Annotated in this window: 16 protein-coding genes; 6 read left to right on the forward strand and 10 right to left on the reverse strand. The window is 74.6% G+C overall.

Annotated elements, in window-relative coordinates:
- Nucleotides 1-241: 241 nt before the first annotated feature.
- The gene (locus tag ACFVU9_RS07155) at nucleotides 242-1711 is read right to left on the reverse strand and encodes an MFS transporter (protein WP_387590827.1); all 1470 of its coding nucleotides are present in this window, start codon (nucleotides 1709-1711) and stop codon (nucleotides 242-244) included.
- A gap of 290 nt (nucleotides 1712-2001) precedes the next feature.
- Here ACFVU9_RS07155 and ACFVU9_RS07160 point away from each other — a divergent pair, with 290 nt between their 5' ends.
- Nucleotides 2002-2637, forward strand: a complete 636-nt coding sequence (locus ACFVU9_RS07160; RefSeq protein ID WP_387590830.1) for a TetR/AcrR family transcriptional regulator — start codon at nucleotides 2002-2004, stop codon at nucleotides 2635-2637.
- Nucleotides 2634-4097, forward strand: a complete 1464-nt coding sequence (locus tag ACFVU9_RS07165; protein ID WP_387590833.1) for a PE-PGRS family protein — start codon at nucleotides 2634-2636, stop codon at nucleotides 4095-4097. Before ACFVU9_RS07160 ends, ACFVU9_RS07165 begins: the two co-directional genes overlap by 4 nt.
- Before the next feature lie 76 nt (nucleotides 4098-4173).
- Here the strand turns inward: ACFVU9_RS07165 and ACFVU9_RS07170 are convergent, their stop codons facing one another.
- Nucleotides 4174-5073 carry an alpha/beta fold hydrolase gene (locus tag ACFVU9_RS07170; protein WP_387590836.1) on the reverse strand — a complete coding sequence of 300 codons (900 nt, stop codon included), beginning with the start codon at nucleotides 5071-5073 and terminating at the stop codon, nucleotides 4174-4176.
- Between the two features lie 119 nt (nucleotides 5074-5192).
- Between ACFVU9_RS07170 and ACFVU9_RS07175 the strand changes: the two genes are divergently transcribed.
- Nucleotides 5193-5627, forward strand: a complete 435-nt coding sequence (locus tag ACFVU9_RS07175; RefSeq protein WP_380505290.1) for a MarR family winged helix-turn-helix transcriptional regulator — start codon at nucleotides 5193-5195, stop codon at nucleotides 5625-5627.
- 115 nt (nucleotides 5628-5742) lie between these two features.
- Here the strand turns inward: ACFVU9_RS07175 and ACFVU9_RS07180 are convergent, their stop codons facing one another.
- Together ACFVU9_RS07180 and ACFVU9_RS07185 are read right to left on the reverse strand one after the other, a co-directional pair.
- The gene (locus tag ACFVU9_RS07180) at nucleotides 5743-6126 is read right to left on the reverse strand and encodes a hypothetical protein (protein WP_387590839.1); all 384 of its coding nucleotides are present in this window, start codon (nucleotides 6124-6126) and stop codon (nucleotides 5743-5745) included.
- A 166-nt stretch (nucleotides 6127-6292) separates the two neighbouring features.
- A complete protein-coding gene (locus tag ACFVU9_RS07185) occupies nucleotides 6293-7219 on the reverse strand; it encodes an AEC family transporter (RefSeq protein WP_380498633.1) in 927 nt (308 codons plus the stop codon).
- A gap of 287 nt (nucleotides 7220-7506) precedes the next feature.
- Between ACFVU9_RS07185 and ACFVU9_RS07190 the strand changes: the two genes are divergently transcribed.
- The gene (locus tag ACFVU9_RS07190; protein ID WP_380444931.1) at nucleotides 7507-7959 is read left to right on the forward strand and encodes an HD domain-containing protein; all 453 of its coding nucleotides are present in this window, start codon (nucleotides 7507-7509) and stop codon (nucleotides 7957-7959) included.
- Nucleotides 7960-8180: 221 nt separating this feature from the next.
- On the opposite strand, the gene ACFVU9_RS07195 is transcribed toward ACFVU9_RS07190, so the two are convergent.
- Together ACFVU9_RS07195 and ACFVU9_RS07200 are read right to left on the reverse strand one after the other, a co-directional pair.
- Nucleotides 8181-8555: a transglycosylase SLT domain-containing protein gene (locus ACFVU9_RS07195; protein WP_380491600.1), complete on the reverse strand. Its 375-nt coding sequence runs from the start codon at nucleotides 8553-8555 to the stop codon at nucleotides 8181-8183.
- Between the two features lie 488 nt (nucleotides 8556-9043).
- Nucleotides 9044-10624, reverse strand: coding sequence for a carboxyl transferase domain-containing protein (locus tag ACFVU9_RS07200; protein ID WP_387590844.1), 1581 nt, complete (start codon nucleotides 10622-10624; stop codon nucleotides 9044-9046).
- A 347-nt stretch (nucleotides 10625-10971) separates the two neighbouring features.
- Between ACFVU9_RS07200 and ACFVU9_RS07205 the strand changes: the two genes are divergently transcribed.
- Entirely contained in the window at nucleotides 10972-11364 is a 393-nt protein-coding gene (locus ACFVU9_RS07205; protein ID WP_387590847.1) for a ribonuclease, read from the forward strand.
- A gap of 133 nt (nucleotides 11365-11497) precedes the next feature.
- Here ACFVU9_RS07205 and ACFVU9_RS07210 read toward each other — a convergent pair whose 3' ends face one another.
- Nucleotides 11498-12316, reverse strand: a complete 819-nt coding sequence (locus ACFVU9_RS07210; protein WP_387590849.1) for an MOSC domain-containing protein — start codon at nucleotides 12314-12316, stop codon at nucleotides 11498-11500.
- A gap of 282 nt (nucleotides 12317-12598) precedes the next feature.
- On the opposite strand from ACFVU9_RS07210, the gene ACFVU9_RS07215 reads away from it, so the two are divergent.
- A complete protein-coding gene (locus tag ACFVU9_RS07215) occupies nucleotides 12599-13165 on the forward strand; it encodes a universal stress protein (protein ID WP_387590852.1) in 567 nt (188 codons plus the stop codon).
- A 318-nt stretch (nucleotides 13166-13483) separates the two neighbouring features.
- Here the strand turns inward: ACFVU9_RS07215 and ACFVU9_RS07220 are convergent, their stop codons facing one another.
- From ACFVU9_RS07220 to ACFVU9_RS07230, 3 genes are all read right to left on the reverse strand, one after another.
- A complete protein-coding gene (locus ACFVU9_RS07220; protein WP_387590855.1) occupies nucleotides 13484-13924 on the reverse strand; it encodes an SMI1/KNR4 family protein in 441 nt (146 codons plus the stop codon).
- 21 nt (nucleotides 13925-13945) lie between these two features.
- Nucleotides 13946-14665 carry an alpha/beta hydrolase gene (locus ACFVU9_RS07225; RefSeq protein ID WP_387590858.1) on the reverse strand — a complete coding sequence of 240 codons (720 nt, stop codon included), beginning with the start codon at nucleotides 14663-14665 and terminating at the stop codon, nucleotides 13946-13948.
- Between the two features lie 222 nt (nucleotides 14666-14887).
- On the reverse strand, nucleotides 14888-15700 hold the full coding sequence (locus tag ACFVU9_RS07230) for an IclR family transcriptional regulator (protein WP_380445502.1): 813 nt from the start codon (nucleotides 15698-15700) through the stop codon (nucleotides 14888-14890).
- Nucleotides 15701-15767: the final 67 nt, after the last annotated feature.

A 15767-nucleotide genomic window follows, 5' to 3' on the forward strand; every position in this document is an offset into this window, starting at 1 on the left:
GGCTCCAGCACAGCCCACTGGCCATCCGACAGATCCCCACGCCCCATCCGATGAGCCTGGCATCAAGTCCGATGACCTTCCAAAACAGACCCTAGGCGGGAGTCTCCCGGCTTCAGCCGGGAGAGAGCTTCAATGAACCGATCCACTGCAGCATGCATCGGTCGGTGTGCTGAACATTCCCCCGGCGCAGCCGGGTTGGGCCGCCGCAGCGCCCGGGCTGGTGCCGCGGCGGCCCGGGGAGTCACACGCCCGCCGCCTTCCGCCGCGGCGGCGCCGGGACGAACACGACCGCGATCAGCGCCGCCACGGCCAGCAGTACGGCGGTGACGACGAACGCCCGGTCGTAGCCCGCCGCGAGCGCTGCCGGAGCGGAGTCACCGGCCGCCGCGGCGTGCCGCGTCGCCGCGACGGCGAGGGTGGAGAGCACGGCGAGGCCGATGCTTCCGCCGCACTGGCGCCCGGCGTTCAGCAGCCCGCTGACCAGCCCGGCCTCGCGCGGGTCGACGCCGGACGTGCCCATCGCCGTGTTGGCCACCATGCAGATCCCGACGCCGGCGCCGGCGACCACGGACGGCCCGACGAACGCCGTCAGATAGCCGGACGAGACCCCGAGCCCGCTGAACCACAGCATCCCGAGCCCGGCCAGCGCCAGCCCGCCGGTGAGCGTCGCCCGCCCGCCGAAGCGGGCGCTCAGGCGGCCGGCCGTCATGCTGCCCGCCATCGTCCCGGCGCAGAACGGCAGGAAGGCGGCGCCCGCGGCGAGTGGCCCGTAGTGCAGCACGTTCTGCAGGTGCAGCGAGCAGAAGTAGAAGCCGACCAGCATCGCCGCGCCGACCAGGGTGACGATCAGGCTCGCGACCCACGCCGTCCGCACCCGCAGCACGCCGAGCCGCACGATTGGCGCGGACGCGAACCGGGCCTCCCAGCCGAGGAACGCGAGGCCGAGCAGCACGGCGGTCCCGAGGGTGGCGATGGTCCGGGGCGAGCCCAACGGGTGTCGGTCGGTCGACATCAGCCCGTACACGAGCACGCTCATCGCACCGGTGCCGAGGGCGGCGCCGACCACGTCGAGTCGTCCCGCGCGCGGCGGCCGGGCGGTGGCGACGGAGCGCGACGCGAGGGCGGCGGCCACCAGGACGAGCGGGGCGTTCACGAAGAACACCCAGCGCCAGTCGAGCAGATCGGTCAGCACGCCGCCGAGCAGCACGCCGAGCGCGCTGCCGCCCGCCGTCACCATCGACCAGACGCCGAGCGCCCGGGCCCGGGCGGCGCCCTCGGTGAAGGTGACCATGATCAGGGTCAGGCCGATCGGGGCGAGGACGGCGCTCGCGACGCCCTGTCCGGCACGCGCGGCGATCAACTGCGCGGGCGTCTGCGCGAAGCCGCCGAGTACGGACGCCACGCCGAACAGGACCAGTCCCGCGAGCAGCGCCCGGCGGTGCCCGGCCAGGTCGGCGACCCGGCCGCCGAGCAGGAGCAGCCCGCCGAACGCGAGCGCGTAGGCGTTGACCACCCACGGCAGCGCGCTGTCGGCGAAGCCGAGGGAGCCGCCCATGGCGGGCAGTGCGATGTTCACGATGCTGGCGTCGAGCGTGACCATCAGCTGGCACAGGCACGCGGTGGCGAGGACGAGGGACTTGCGCGGGCCGCCGGGCCCGGGCGGCGCGGCGGTGGTCGTGGTCAACGGTGTGGAGAGGACTGATTCGGGCACGGCGACCTCCGAATGCGAACGTTGTTCGCGTAAGGTAAGCCTTACTTGTGTGGGTCGGCAAGCGCGCAGGTGGGAAGCCCGGTCCGGCGTGGCAGGATGACGGGATGCCAGGACGGGAGAGGCCAGAGCGGGAAGTGCCTGAGCGGGCGACGCTTGAACGGAACATGCCCGAGCGGGGGAGGTCGGACCGGGAGGCGTCTGAGCGGAGGGCGTCACCGGACGGAGCACCGGCCGCCGAGCGAGGCCGGTACGGCCCACGGCGGCCCCGGCCGGGCCTCACCACCGCCGCCGTGGTCGCCGCCGGGCGCCGCGTGATCGAGCGGGACGGCATAGACGCCCTCACCATGCGCGCGGTCGCGGCCGAACTCGGCACCGCCGCCGCCTCGTTGTACCGGCACGTGGCCGACCGCGACACCTTGCTGCTCGCCGTACTGGAGGAGATCGCCGCCGGCCTCCCGGTGGACGTCCCCGGCGCGGAACCGGCCGCCCGCCTGCTCCGCCGCCTGCTCGGCGCGCACGACTACATGGCCGGCCACGCCTGGGTGCTGCACGTCCTCATCCGCGGTGAACTCGTCGCCGAGAACGCCCTGCCGTTCAACGACGCCTGCCTCGCCGACCTGCTGGCCGCCGGGCTCCCGCCGGCCCGCGCGGCCTCCGCGTTCCGCTCCTGCTGGCAGCTGGTGCTCGGCGAACTCCTCTCCGAACACCCCGTCAGCCCGCCCCGCCGGCCCAATCAGCGCGCCGCCGCCTTCGCCGCCGCGGATCCGCAGGCGCTCCCCGCCCTCACCCGCGTCCACGCCGAGGTCCCCGACCGGGGCCCGGGCACTCGCTGTGCCGACCTCCAGGCCGCCCTCACCGCCCTGATCACCGCCCTGATCACCGGCCTGATCACCGGCCTGACCGCGGACTCGAAGGGTGCCCGGTGACCCACGAGCCCCTCGCCCCCGACCTGCGCGACGCGTGGGCGCACGGCCTCGCCGCCAATCCGGCCCTGCCCGACGCCTTGTGGCCCGCCCTCCTCGGCGCGTATCCCGCCCTCCTGTGGAGCCCCCGCCCGCCCGTGGCCGTGGCGGCCGCGCTCGCCCACCCCGAGTGGAAGGTCCGGGCCCGCGCGGCCGAGTCCCAGCCGGGCATCACCGCCGACCGGTGGGTGCGGCTGATCCTGGACGAGCCGGATGCCCGGCGCCGCTGGACCCTCACCGTCATGGCGGCCGACCGGGCCGCCGAACTGCCCGTCGACGTACTGCGGCAGCTCGCGACCGACCCCTCCGCCCGGGTCCGCGCCGAGGCGGCCCGCCTTCCCGGGCTGCCCGTCGCGCTCGCCGTCCGGCTCGCCGGCGACGCGGACCCGGCCGTCCGCGCCGAGGCCTGCCCGGCGGCCTGGCCACACCTGGGCGAGGAGGCCCGGCACTCACTGCTCGCCGACCCGGCCGGCCGGGTCCGTGAGGTCGCACTGCTTCTGCACCACGCCGATCACCCGATGCCCCGCGACGTGCTCGCGCTCTTCGGGAGCCGCGACGTCGTACTCGCGACCTGCCGCCTCGAACCGGACCTGGCACGGGAGTCGGCCCGGACCTTTCCGGCCCGCGAGCGGGAGGCACTCGCCCGCAACCCGCACCTGCCCGCGGACGTCGTCGACCTGCTGGCCGAGGACGAGGACGAGGACGTGCGCTTCACGGTGTCCGTCCGGCCCGATCTGACCGAGGAGCGTCGCGCCGCCGTCCGCGTCGACCTTGAGGAGTACGAATACCATCATGCGCTCCCCTGGGTGCTGGCCCGGCAGGCCGACCCGGACGCGATGCGCGAACTGGCCGCCTCCACCCACCCCACGATCCGCCGTAGCGTCGCCCGCGCCCGCCGGCTCCCGCCCGACGTCGTGACCCGGCTCGCCGCGGACGAGGACCGCGTCATCCACCTCTTCCTCGCCGAGTCCTGCGACGACGCCCCCGCCGAACTCCTCCTGGACGTCTGGCGCTGGTGGACCGGCAGCCTCTCCCACCCCGACCGCCCCCACGGCCACCCGAACTTCCCCCGCACGGGCCTCCTGCGCTTCGCCGACGACCCCGACCCCCACATGCGCCGCCTGGCCCTCGACGACGAGGAATCGCCCCCCGCCCTCGTCGAGCGCTTCACCCGCGACCCGAGCCCCGAAGTCCGCCGCAGGGCGGCGACGGACCCGCGCCTGACGGAGGAAGCCGTCCGGCGCCTCCTGGACGACCCCGACGTGGACGTCCGCGCCGCCGTCGCAGCTCACCCCCGAGTCCCCGCCGAGCAGTTGGCGAGCTCGCTGCACGACCCGCGCACGGCCACGGCCGCCGCCCGCAATCCGAGCCTGCCCGCCGACGCGATGGCCGAGATGGTGGACCGGCTGACCCGCGCCGCCTGAGGCTCCCGGCGGCAGCCGGGGCCGGCGTCCGGCGTGGTCCACGAGTTCGTGCGCTACTCGCCCGCGTGATCGAGTATCAGCCCTTGGTCCGCGAAAGGAAGTCCGTCAGCCGCCGGTTGACTTGCTCCGCCCCGGCTGCCGGCAGGTTGTGGTGGGCCAGGCCCGGGAGGACGGTGACGGTGGCGTCGGGCAGGGCGCGGCGGGTGGCGTCCGCGACGCGGTGGGCGTCGTGGGCGCGGCTGCGTTCGGCGAACAGGGCGAGCGTCGGCGCGGTGAGCGTGCGCAGGCGGTCGGCGGTCGGGCGGGGGCCGGTGACGATGCGGGAGGCGGGGAAGTCGGCGTACCCGAGCGCGTACACCTCGCGGCAGTCGGCGTCGAGCCGGGGCGTGTCGCCGCTCTCCCAGGCGAGGTAGGAGCGGGCGCGGTCGGCGGTGCGGCGGGGGAGGAAGAGCGGCAGGGCGCGCAGCAGGTAGCCGGGGCGGAAGCCGGCGAAGACGTTGTTGGGGTCGAGCAGGGCGATGCGTCCGACCCGTCCCGGCGCGTGGAGCGCGTACTCGACGGCGGTCCAGGCGCCGTAGGAGTGGCCGCAGAGGTCGGCCTCCTGGACGCCGAGCCCGTCGAGGACGGCGTCCAGCCACGCCATGAGCCCGGGGACGCCGCCGAGCGCGGCGCCGTCGTGGACGCTGCGGCCCGGGTCGCCGATGAGGTCGACGGCGAGGACGCGGTGCCCGGCGGCGGCCAGGGCGGGGGCGATGGCGAACCACATGGCGGACGTGGCGCCGCCGCCGTGGAGCAGGACGAGGGGGTGGCCGTCGCGCGGGCCGCAGGCGTTGACCCGGGTGGTGCCGTGGGCGGTGCGGACGTCGACCGGCTCGACCGGGAGGGGCCAGTGGGCGAGGAGCGCGTCGTACGCGGCGAAGAACGGCGCCGTGCGCGCGGCCGACGCGGACGGTGAGGCAGGTGCGGTCGCAGACATGGCGGGCCTCCGCTGGGATGATGGAATCACTCGCTGCACAAGTATCTCGCTCAGCGAGAGAATACGGCACCTGGGGGTGCCGAGGAAGGAGGCCGGGGTTGTCCGATGTCGAGGAGCCGATGCGGCTGGTCCACCTGTTGCGCGGACTGACCGTCGAACTCGACCTGTTCGGGGCCGAGTTCGCGGCGCGCAGCGGGCTGCACCCGACCGATCTGCGGGCGCTGATCCACCTGCTGGACGCGGCCAGGGCCGGGGAGGTGGTCACCCCGGGCCGGCTCGGCGAGGCGCTGCGGCTCAACTCGGCGGGCACCACCGGGCTGGTGGACCGGCTGGAGCGGCTCGGCCTGATCCGGCGCGAACGGGACCCGGGGGACCGGCGCAAGGTGCGGCTGGTGGTCGAAGAGCGTGCGATGGAGCTCGGACAGGGCTTCTTCGGCGGGCTGATCGGCGACCTGGTGGGCGCCATGGGCCGGTTCGACGCGGCGGAGCTGGCGACGGCCCGGCGCTTCCTGCTGGCGATGACGGAGGTGGTGGCGGCGGCCCGCGGGGCGTGAGCCCGGAGCCGCCGGCGGGAGGGCCGGAACCCGGCCGGAACGGGGTGCCGGCCGGGTCGGCACCCGGCCGGAACCTGGTTCGGAACCAGAGCCGGCACCAGAGTCGGAGCCGGTTTCAGAACCAGGTGTCGCCGTAGTGCGGCCCCGGGTGGCCCTCGCGCAGCAGGCAGATGTCGGCCTCGCGCGGTGGTTCGGCGCCCTCGAAGGGCGCCTCCTCGGGGCAGCGGGCGGCGACCTCGACGGCGTACTCCGGCCAGGACGCCCAGTGCAGGTCGTAGCCGACGCCCTGGACGAGCGCGGAGTGGGAGCCGCCGTGGCCGGCGGTGAGTTCGCAGCGCAGTCGCGGCTCCATCACGAAGGCGGCGCGCGGGACGTGGTTGAAGTGGTCCACGTCGGACTGCGGGAGCGTGACGACGGCCGGGCAGTGGCGGTGTTCGACGAGGTCCGGGGGGCCGGCGAGGGCTGCGGGTCCGGCGGAGGTGGAGTCCGGTTGGCTCATGGCCGCCAGCATTCCACCGGCGGCCGGCGAGGGGCGGCGGAACCACCGTTCTGTACGCATCAGGCGGGCCAACTGTCGTGTCGTGTACGGGCAGTGGTCACTTGTGCGGGCCGGGTAGTGGAACGGGTGGGGCCAGTGGTGCCGAGGCGTCGCACGAGGCCAGGAGTCACGCGGACCCGAGCGACCAGCTGATCACCGACAGCGTCGCCATCGACACCAGCGTCGACCACAGCACCGCGTCCCGGGCGAGCGCCGTGCCCTGCCCGTACTCGCGGGCGTAGACGTAGACGTTCTGCGCGGTCGGCAGCGCGGAGAAGAGCACGACGGTCAGCAACTGGTGCGGCGGAAGGTGGAGCACGAAGGCGGCGACGGCGTACGCGGCCAGCGGCTGGACGAGCGTCTTGACCAGGACGGTCAGTCCGACCTCGGCGCGACGCGAACCGGCGTCCGCGGGCGGGCGGTTGTGCAGCGAGATGCCGAGGGCGACGAGGGCGGTCGGGACGCCGGCGCCGCCGAGGAGCTCGCAGGAGTGGTTCAGCTCGGCGGGCAGGTGCAGGCCGGTCGCGGAGGCGACGGCGCCGAGCGCGGTCGCCAGCAGGACGGGGTTGCGCAGCGGGAGGGTGAGCAGGGCGCGGAGCCCGGCGCCGCGGCCGTCGAGGACGGCGAGCACGGCGGGGGTGACGAACAGGATCTGGAACAGGACGACCGCCGCGACGAACGAGGCGTCGCCGAGGACCTGCATCGCCACGGGTATGCCGAGGTTGGCCGAGTTGACGTACCCGGCGGCCATGCCGCCGATCGCGAGCTCGCCGGGCTTGCGGTGGAACAGCAACCGTCCGGCGAGCAGTCCGAGGCCGGTCGCGAAGGCGGTGCCGGCGGCGAAGGCGAGCATCGAGGCGTTGGCGAACCGCTCCAGCGGGGTGCGGGCGATCATCAGGAACAGTGCGGCGGGCATCGCCACGTGGAAGACGAAGCGGCTGAGCACCGCCTCCGCCTGCGGGCCGAGCAGTCCGGACCGGCCGACGAGGTAGCCGACCCCGGTCAGGGCCCAGATGGGCGCGAATCCGGAGAGCAGGGGGTGCAGGGCGTGCATGGTTCCTCGGATCGCTCGTCGCCCGGGCCGACGGGGGTCGCCTGCTGCGGCGCGGGCTGCCTGGTTCGGCGTGGGTCGCCTGGTCCGGCGGGGGTCGCCCGCCCGGGGCAGTAAACCAGCCGCGTCAAGCGGCCGATCATGGACCCGGTCGTTCGCGGCCCGGCTCCGTGGAGGCGCGGCCCCGGCCCCGCGATGTCGCGGCCCGGCCACGGCGGTGTCACGGCCGGCCCCGTGGTGTCGCTGCCCCGGCCACCGTCGGTGTCGCGGGCGGGTCCTACGATGAGCCGATGGACTATCTGAGCCTGGCCGAGGTGGAGACGATCGCACGGCGCGCGCACGAGGGGCAGGTCGACAAGAACGGCCACCCCTACAGCGAGCACATCGCCGCGGTGGCGCGGGGGACGGCGGAGCGCGGCGGCAGCGAGGCGCAGATCGCGGCGGGCTGGCTGCACGACACCGTCGAGGACGACCGGCTGAGCCGCGAGTGGCTGGAGGGTGCCGCGCTGGCGGAGTCCACCAAGGCGATCGTGGACGCCCTGACCAAGCGGCCGGGCGAGCCGGTCGAGGAGTACACCGCCCGGATCCTGGCCACGCCGGGGGCGCTGCTGGTCAAGCGCGCCGACCTGGCCCACAACTCCGACCCGGCGCGGCTCGCGGTGCTGGACGCGGCGACGGCCGAGCGGCTGCGCGCGAAGTACGCGCGGATGCGCGAGCTGCTGGGGCTCACCGGCGAGCTCTGACGGCGGCGCCCGGAGGCCGGCGAGGGGGCGCCGGCCGGCGGGGGCGCGGAAGCCACGGAAGGGCGGACAGCACGGGCGGAAACCACGGAAGGGCCCGTGCCACGCGGATCGCGCGGGCACGGGCCCTTCCGGGTCACCCAGGTGGCCCCGGTCCGGCCCCCGGGGTGAGGGGGGAGTGGTGCAGGAGGCGGGTATGCGTCGGTGCTGCCGAGGGGGTCGGCTTAGTACCAGTGGTGACCCTGCCAGAAGGTCCAGGCGGCGTTCGGGCTGCCGTAGCGGGTGTTCATGTAGTCCAGCGCCCACTTGATCTGCGTGGCCGGGTTGGTCTTCCAGTCCGCGCCCGCCGAGGCCATCTTCGAGGCCGGCAGGGCCTGGCCCAGGCCGTAGGAGCCCGAGCTCGGGTTGGTCGCGGTCACGTTCCAGCCGGACTCGTGGGAGATGATCTGGCTGAACGAGGCCAGCTGGTTCGCCGGGACGATCTGGGCGGCGATGGCCTGCGGGGAGGCGGTCGCGGCGTTGGCGGCGGCGGGCATCACGCCGGCGGCCAGGGCGGTCAGACCGGCGGCACCGGCGAGAACGGCGGCAGAGGTACGCATACGGAGCTTGAAAGCGGGCATGAAGAACAAGACCTCAATCAGGTTGGGCCGGGTCGCGCCCCGCCCAGGACCACGGCCGGACAGGGGCCGACGGTTGCGGGGCGCGACTCGGCGGTAAGCCGTTCACCGGCGGGACAGGAGCCGGTGCGGCTGACGACGAGAGCCATTGTTGCCAGACCGGATCGGCCACCGCCAAGACCCCCTCGGTACGATCCGCGGTCGTACATCGGCCGACCGCCATCGATTCGCAGGAGTGATCGCCGGGGCCGTTCGGACGCGCTCTGACCTGGCCGGATGTCCGGCCGTGGGCGAATTGTCGGGAACGGTGAGTGCGCCCCGGCGGCACTACTACAGCCCGTCGTCGACTGGGATTCCCTGTGAGCGCAGTCACCGTTTAGAACCGGGGTGACGTGACCCGGCGGCCCGCGGCCGCCACTTTGCGTACAGACGATCTAGCCTCCGGTGAGACCGGGGCCACACGTTCTCGGTCACCGAGAGCGAGGATCGCCCAGCCGACGGTGCCGAGCGGCCCGCGCGGCGAACCGTTCCGCCTCCGGAACCACCGCGAGCGCGCCGAGGGCCGTTCCGACGGCAGCCCCGAGCCGCTCACAGAACGTGTCCGGCTCCTCGGCGGCGTCGGGCCGTTCCGGCACCACCTCGTCCACCAGGCCCACCCGCGCCAGGTCGGCCGCGCCGATGCCCTGCGCCCGGGCCAGCTCGGCCGCGTGCGCGCCGTCGCGGTGGACGATCGCGGAGGCGCCCTCGGGCGGCAGTGGTGCGAGCCAGGCGTGCTCGGCGGCGATCACGCGGTCCGCCGGGAGCAGGGCCAGCGCCCCGCCGCCCGAGCCCTGGCCGAGCAGGACTGCGAGGACGGGGGTGCGCAGCGCGAGCAGGGTGGTCAGGCAGTGCGCGATCTCGACGGCGACGCCGTCCAGTTCGGCCTGCGCGGACAGTTCGGCGCCGGCCGTGTCCACCACCGTGAGCAGCGGCAGGCGGAGTTGCTCGGCCAGGCGGGCGCTGCGGCGGACGGCCCGGAGGTCGGCCGCGGTGAAGGGGCGTTCGTGGTCGGGCGTCCCGCGCTCCTGGCCGACGACGAGCACGGGCTGCCCGCCGAGGATCGCGAGGGCGCGGACCAGCGCTCCGGACCGGCCTCCGGGGGCGTCCAGCAGGACGAGTTCCGCGGCGGTGCGGCGCAGCAGTTCGCGCGTGCCCGGGCGGTCGGGGCGGCGGGTGCGGCGGACGGAGTCCCAGGCGTCGGCGGGGGGCTTCGGTTCGGGGGCGTTCTCCCTATATACGCGCTCGCCCGGGTTCTCCCCTGTGTCGTCCCCTGGGTTCTCCCTATATAGGGGAGTGGTGGAAGCCGCGGGATCCGTGGAGAGAGGAGAGGGGCCGGCTGTCAGGACGGCGAGGGAGCGGCGCACCACCTCGCGCAGTTCCTCCGGCGGTACGACGGCGTCCACGAGCCCGCGCTCCGCCAGTGTCTCGGCGCGCTGGACGTCGGTCGGCAGCTCGACGCCGCGCAGCTCCTCGTACACGCGCGGGCCGAGGAAGCCGAGGCGGGCGCCGGGCTCGGCGAACACCAGCTGGCCGAGCGTGCCCCAGGAGGCGAAGACGCCGCCCATGGTCGGGTTCCGCAGGTAGGTGAGGTAGGGGAGGCCGGCGGCCCGGTGCGCCTGGACGGCGGCGGTGATGCGCAGCATGCAGAGGAAGGCGGCGGATCCCTCCTGCATGCGGGTGCCGCCGGAGACCGGGAGGGCGAGCAGTGGCAGCCGCTCGGCGGTGGCCCGCTCGACGGCCCGGGTGATCCGCTCGGCGGTGCCGACGCCGATCGAGCCGCCGAGGAAGCCGAATTCGGAGGCGACGAGCGCCACCGGCCGCCCGTCGATCAGGCCGGTGCCGGTGAGGACCGCCTCGTCCAGGCCGGTGCGCTCGCGGGCGCGGGCGAGCGAGGCGCGGTAGCCGGGGTCGGCGGGGTGGGGGTCGGCGGGCTCGTCCCAGCTGCGGAAGCTCCCGGGGTCGACGAGCAGCCCGATCAGCTGGTGCGCCGTCAGTGCTGTTCCCGTGCCCATGCCCGCCCCCACTGGTGATCGTCCTGCGCTCTGCGCACTCTATGCGGCCCGAGCGGGCCGGGGCGGAAGCGTCGCGAAGGTGTGAGCAAGTCGGGGATGCGCGCAGGGGGTGGACGTCGGAGACGCACGCCGGAGATGCACGCCGGGGCCCTGCCGGGAATGCATGGGGAACGCACGGTTCCGGTGGGGCGGGGGCGGTTCGTGAACGGTCTCTCGGAGGGTGCTCGGAGTGTTACCGAAACGGTCGGAGACTTCGTCAAGTCGCCTGCTGGGCAGGCAAGTTACCGGTGGGTAAAAAGTTGGCTCAGGCCTTCCGGATGGGCCGGTGGCTCGCCAGACTGTTTGTCATGACCCGCACTCTACGCGCGTGGAAGACCCGCGCTGCCGCCGTCACCGCCGTCGCCCTGATGACCCTCGCGCCCGTCGCCGTCGCCACCGAGGCGCACGCCGACGTGAGCGGCACGGTCTGCCTCTCCGCGCTGCCGCCGGAGGCCACCGACACCCTCAACCTGATCGCCACCGACGGTCCGTTCCCGTACTCCCAGGACGGCGTGGTGTTCCAGAACAGAGAGCAGGTGCTCCCGAGCCAGTCCTACGGCTACTACCACGAGTACACCGTCATCACGCCGGGCGCCCCGACCCGCGGCGCCCGCCGGATCATCACCGGCCAGGCGACCCAGGAGGACTACTACACGGGCGACCACTACGCCACGTTCTCGCTGATCGACCAGACCTGCTGAGACCGTTCAACTGAGACCGTTCTCCTGAGACCGTTCAACTGAGACCGGTCTCCGCGTGACCAAGGGCCCCGGCGGCTTGCCTGCCGCCGGGGCCACCGGCCTTGCCGGGCAACGGAGTTCGACGTCGGGCCGGTCAGCGCTCGGACGGTCCCCAGTCGGCCACCGCGAGCTCGTCGCCGACGCGCAGCGTGCCCGGGCGCAGCACGGCGAACTTGGCGCCGAACACGACCCCGCCGTCCGCGGCCCGCCGGTAGCGGGCCAGGGTGCGCAGCGGCTCCGGGCCGGCCTTGGCGCCGGTCGACTGGTCGACGAGCGTCACGGCGCACCGCACGGCGAGTTTGGCGTAGGCCAGTTCGGCCCCGCCGATCGTGAGCCGGCGGGCGAGGTCCTCGGTGTGAGGCTCGGTCCAGCCGGTCACGACGATGTTCGGACGGAACCGGTCCGCCGCGAGCGGGGGTTCGCCGGTGCGCGCGTTGTAGTCGTCCAGTGACTCGCGGGAGAGCAGGTGGACGGCGCAGCTGTCGGCGTACCCGGAGGTGCCGGGGACGAGCCCGTCGGTGACGCGGTCGTGCTCCGGCGGCACGCGCACCAGCCGGCCGTGTGCGCCGAGTACCTCGGACAGCCAGGCGGCCGCGGCGTCGCCCTGGTCGATGCCGCGGAACGGCGCGCCGAACAGCTCGACCGGGCGCCGCGGCCCTTCGGTGTCCACGGGCACGGTGAGCGCCTCGACTCCCGGCGCCTCCAGCGTCAGCCGGCCGCCGTCCGCGGAGACGGACGGGCGGACGGTGGCGAGGGCCCGGTCCCGCCGCTGGGAGCGGAACACCCCGTCCTCGTCCACGACCATGAACGCCCGGTCGTGCGTCAGCCCGGCGGTCGTCAGCTCGGCCTGCTCGACCGCGATCCCCGCGCACCCCTTGATCGGGTAGTACCTCAACTCCGCCACAGTGGCCATGACTTCCCCCGTCGTCCCGCTCGTTTCCGGCCAGCGTAGTTGATCATCAGTGGCCGTCCGGGGCCGTCCGGCGCAGGTTAGGGGTGGCCCCGGCGGCGGTCTTCCCAGGGGCGGCCCTGGCGGCGGCCCAGGCATCAGGGGCGCGTACGGAACGTCCGTCGGCGCGTCAGGGCTCCGTCAACGGGGATCCCTTCTGCTTCTCCGGCCGTTTTGCATGTGACGACACGGGCGGCGCGCGTACGAAGCGCACGGGCCACCCCCTGAGCGGAAGGCGGACGGGCCATGGCGGACAGCGGCAAACCCGGGGCGGCGGGCTTCGGCGACGGCGATCACTTCGGCGACCGCAGCGGCGACCGGATCGTCGTCGGCCTCAGCGGATCCCTCGGCAGCCTCGCCGCCCTCCACCACGCCGTCGCCGAAGCCCGCCGCACCGATGCCGAGGTCCTCGCCGTCCACTGCTGGACCCCGGCCGGCGGCGAGTCCGCCTACCGCCGCACCCCCTGCCCGCCCATGCTCACCGCCGGCCGCGACACCGCCGTCGCCCGTCTCCGCCAGGCCCTCGACGAGGCCTTCGGCGGTGGCTACGCCGGAGTGCGGCTGCGCTGCCTGGCCGTCCGCGGCGAAACCGGCCACACCCTGGTGCGCTGCGCCGACCGCCCTGGCGACCTCCTCGTCCTCGGCGCTGGCAGCCGCGGCCGGCTCGGCCGCCTGCTGCACCCGTCCGTCACCGCCTACTGCGTGCGGCACGCGACGTGTCCGGTGCTGGCCGTGCCCAAGCCGCCGCTCCAGCGGGAGCTGGAGGCGCTGGAGCGCAGCCACGCCGTGAGCCTCGCACCGGCCGGGCAATAGGCCGGCACCGGGTCAGGGCGCGGCGATCCGGGCGGCGGCGTCCGGCCAGTGCGGGAGCATCTCGCCGTCCCGCTCGTCCATCATCACGTGCTCCTCCCACCACGCGCGCCCGTCGAGCCAGTCGAGTAGGGCGTGTCTGGCAATTCCCGTCGTCCGCCCGGAGGGCGGGCGGGGCGGCGTTGGGGTGCGTGCATCGCAAGGCGGAGGAGGGAGTCCATGCGGTGGGGGCACCTCCCGGCCGCCAGGCTGGGGGACATCGGCGACCGACGACAACGTGGCGAGGCGCGTGCCCCGGCGTCGCCCCGCAGACGGGAATTGTCAGACACGCCCTATTAGCCACCGGGCGAGCGACGGGCAGTCCTCGAACCAGGTGTCCGCCGGGTCCTCGGGCCCGGCGTTCGGCTCGTGGAGGAGGACGGGGGCGCCGGGGCGCGGGCAGTCCACCACGGCCGACATCGCGCAGCCCCAGTCGAGCACCGACACGACGCCGACCGGCCGGCCCCCGGACGCGGTGCGGCGCGGGTTGGCGGCCACGATCCGGCGCAGCGGCCAGAGCAGGTGACCGTCCGGGCCGTATCCGCCGTCGCCCACCTCGCGGTAGAGCCGGACGAGCAGCGGCGGGAGGGCGAGGCCCAGGGCCGCCTCCACCGCCGCGACCGACTCGGCCGTGGCGGGCGCGGCCGGCGGGGTGCCGTCCGCGACCGCCCGTCGGCGAACGCGCGCGATCAACTCGTCCTCGTCGACCGGCATTCCGTCCATGGTGAGGATCGTGGCACGGCCCTACGACAGTCCAGCCGCCTCCGCGAGCACGGCGGCGACGCGGCGGCCAGCGTCCAGTGCGCTCCCCGCGGTGGCGGGCACGCAGCGCTGCGCCTCGGGGCTGTACTCCGTCATCACCGTGCCCGCGTGGTCGGTGGGGAGTTCGAGCAGCTCGGCGGAGGTGGCCACGCCGGCCAGCAGTCGGGTGTGCTCGGGCCCCAGCACGTCGTCCTCGGTGCCGTGCACCAGCCAGAGCGGGACGGGGGAGGGCGCCTCCGCCAGGAGCTCGACCGGCACGACGCCGTTCGTGACGGCCGGGCGGGCGTAGCTGGAGGAGATGCCCACCGCGGCGATCGGCCGTGGTCCGGCGGGAGTGCCGGGGCTGATCGCCACGGCGACGGCCTCCCGGCCGCCCAGCGACCAGCCGGCGAGGACGAGCCGGTCCGGGTCGCCGCCGAATTGCGCGGCGGTGTCACGGGCGTGCGCGAGGGAGGCGAGCAACTCGGCCCGGCCGCCGTCCTCCCGGTCCGAGCGCCAGTCGGGCACGAACACGAGCAGCCCGTGCCCGGCGGCCTCCCGCGCGAGCGGCCGCAGGACGTCCCGCTCGTCCGGCCCGCGGCCGTGCCACAGCAGGACGACGGGCACCGGCCCGGCCGTCCCGGCCGGCGGGCGGTGGACGTCCACCGGCCTCCCGTCGGCGTACTCGACGACGTCGAGGCGATCGAATTCCATGCTGGTCATGCGGTGTTCCCCTCCGGTTCGGGCCATGGCCGCCGACCTGGTACTGTACTTCTCGTCGCGAGGGAGATGATTCCTCGTCAGGCGTCAGTGGTGCTACCAGAGCACGTCCTACTTTCAGTAGGGAGAGTCCGTGCGATCCGGGCCTGGCGCTCTATTGTCGGACGAGGTCCGGTACCCATTCGGGTGCCGGGCCTTGTTCGCTTTTCCGGCGAATTCCCCCGGTCACGCCGGCTGGCGGTCGGAGCCCAGTTCGCGGGAGATCCGCAGGCCGGCCTGGGCGACCACCGGGCCGAGGGCGCGGACGCGGGCGGCGGTCATCCGGGACGTCAGGCCGGAGACGGACAGGGCGGCGGTGACCTCGCCGGTGTGGTCGAAGACGGGCGCGGCGACGCAGCGGACCTCGGGTTCGTTCTCGCGGTCGTCGATGGAGTAGCCGCGGGCCCGGATCCGGGCGAGGTCGGCGCGCAGCCGGGTCTCGTCGGAGATGGTCCAGGCGGTGACCGGGCGCAGGCCGGCGGCGACGACCTCGGTGACGGCCTCGTCGGGCAGCCAGGCGAGGATCGCCTTTCCGGTGGCGGTGCAGTACCCGGGGGCCCGGCTGCCGACGCGGGAGGCCATCCGCACGGTGGTCTCGTCCTCGACCTTGTCGAGGTAGACGATGCCCGGCGCCTGCCAGACGGTCAGGTGGACGGTCTCGCCGGCCTCGCGCTGGAGGCGGCGCAGGTGTTCGGCGGCGACGCTGCGCAGGTCGAGGGTGGAGAGGTAGGCCTGGCCGAGCCGCAGTGAGCCGTGGCCGAGGCGGAACCAACCGGTCTCGCGGTCGCGTTCCAGCAGGTGCTCGTCGAGCAGCGGGCCGGCCAGGCGCAGCACGGTGCTCTTGTTGAGGTCGAGCGCCTCGGCGAGCTGGGCGAGCGGGACGCCGCGCCCGTCGCCGTGGTCGCGGACGTGGCCGAGGACGGCGAGGGCGCGGCGCAGCGACGAGGACTGGTTGCGTTCGGGCGCGGGCTTCCTGGGCCCTGCTCCTGGGTCCGTCATGGCTCAGAACGTACCCGTTCGCGCGCGGATCGCCGCGTTCTCGACACAACGTTGTGCAGTGCAAAAC

It is taken from the genome of Kitasatospora sp. NPDC057936 (genome assembly GCF_042887525.1).
Taxonomy (GTDB): Bacteria; Actinomycetota; Actinomycetes; order Streptomycetales; family Streptomycetaceae; genus Kitasatospora.

Bases quoted from the DNA above. Each gene is read 5' to 3' on its own strand.
- ACFVU9_RS07195 (WP_380491600.1), bottom strand. From the start codon at position 8,555: ATGCGTACCTCTGCCGCCGTTCTCGCCGGTGCCGCCGGTCTGACCGCC.
- ACFVU9_RS07200 (WP_387590844.1), bottom strand. From the start codon at position 10,624: ATGGGCACGGGAACAGCACTGACGGCGCACCAGCTGATCGGGCTGCTC.
- ACFVU9_RS07230 (WP_380445502.1), bottom strand. From the start codon at position 15,700: ATGACGGACCCAGGAGCAGGGCCCAGGAAGCCCGCGCCCGAACGCAAC.
- ACFVU9_RS07170 (WP_387590836.1), bottom strand. From the start codon at position 5,073: ATGTCTGCGACCGCACCTGCCTCACCGTCCGCGTCGGCCGCGCGCACG.
- ACFVU9_RS07215 (WP_387590852.1), top strand. From the start codon at position 12,599: ATGGCGGACAGCGGCAAACCCGGGGCGGCGGGCTTCGGCGACGGCGAT.
- ACFVU9_RS07190 (WP_380444931.1), top strand. From the start codon at position 7,507: ATGGACTATCTGAGCCTGGCCGAGGTGGAGACGATCGCACGGCGCGCG.
- ACFVU9_RS07185 (WP_380498633.1), bottom strand. From the start codon at position 7,219: ATGCACGCCCTGCACCCCCTGCTCTCCGGATTCGCGCCCATCTGGGCC.
- ACFVU9_RS07220 (WP_387590855.1), bottom strand. From the start codon at position 13,924: ATGGACGGAATGCCGGTCGACGAGGACGAGTTGATCGCGCGCGTTCGC.
- ACFVU9_RS07225 (WP_387590858.1), bottom strand. From the start codon at position 14,665: ATGACCAGCATGGAATTCGATCGCCTCGACGTCGTCGAGTACGCCGAC.
- ACFVU9_RS07205 (WP_387590847.1), top strand. From the start codon at position 10,972: ATGACCCGCACTCTACGCGCGTGGAAGACCCGCGCTGCCGCCGTCACC.
- ACFVU9_RS07180 (WP_387590839.1), bottom strand. From the start codon at position 6,126: ATGAGCCAACCGGACTCCACCTCCGCCGGACCCGCAGCCCTCGCCGGC.
- ACFVU9_RS07175 (WP_380505290.1), top strand. From the start codon at position 5,193: ATGCGGCTGGTCCACCTGTTGCGCGGACTGACCGTCGAACTCGACCTG.
- ACFVU9_RS07210 (WP_387590849.1), bottom strand. From the start codon at position 12,316: ATGGCCACTGTGGCGGAGTTGAGGTACTACCCGATCAAGGGGTGCGCG.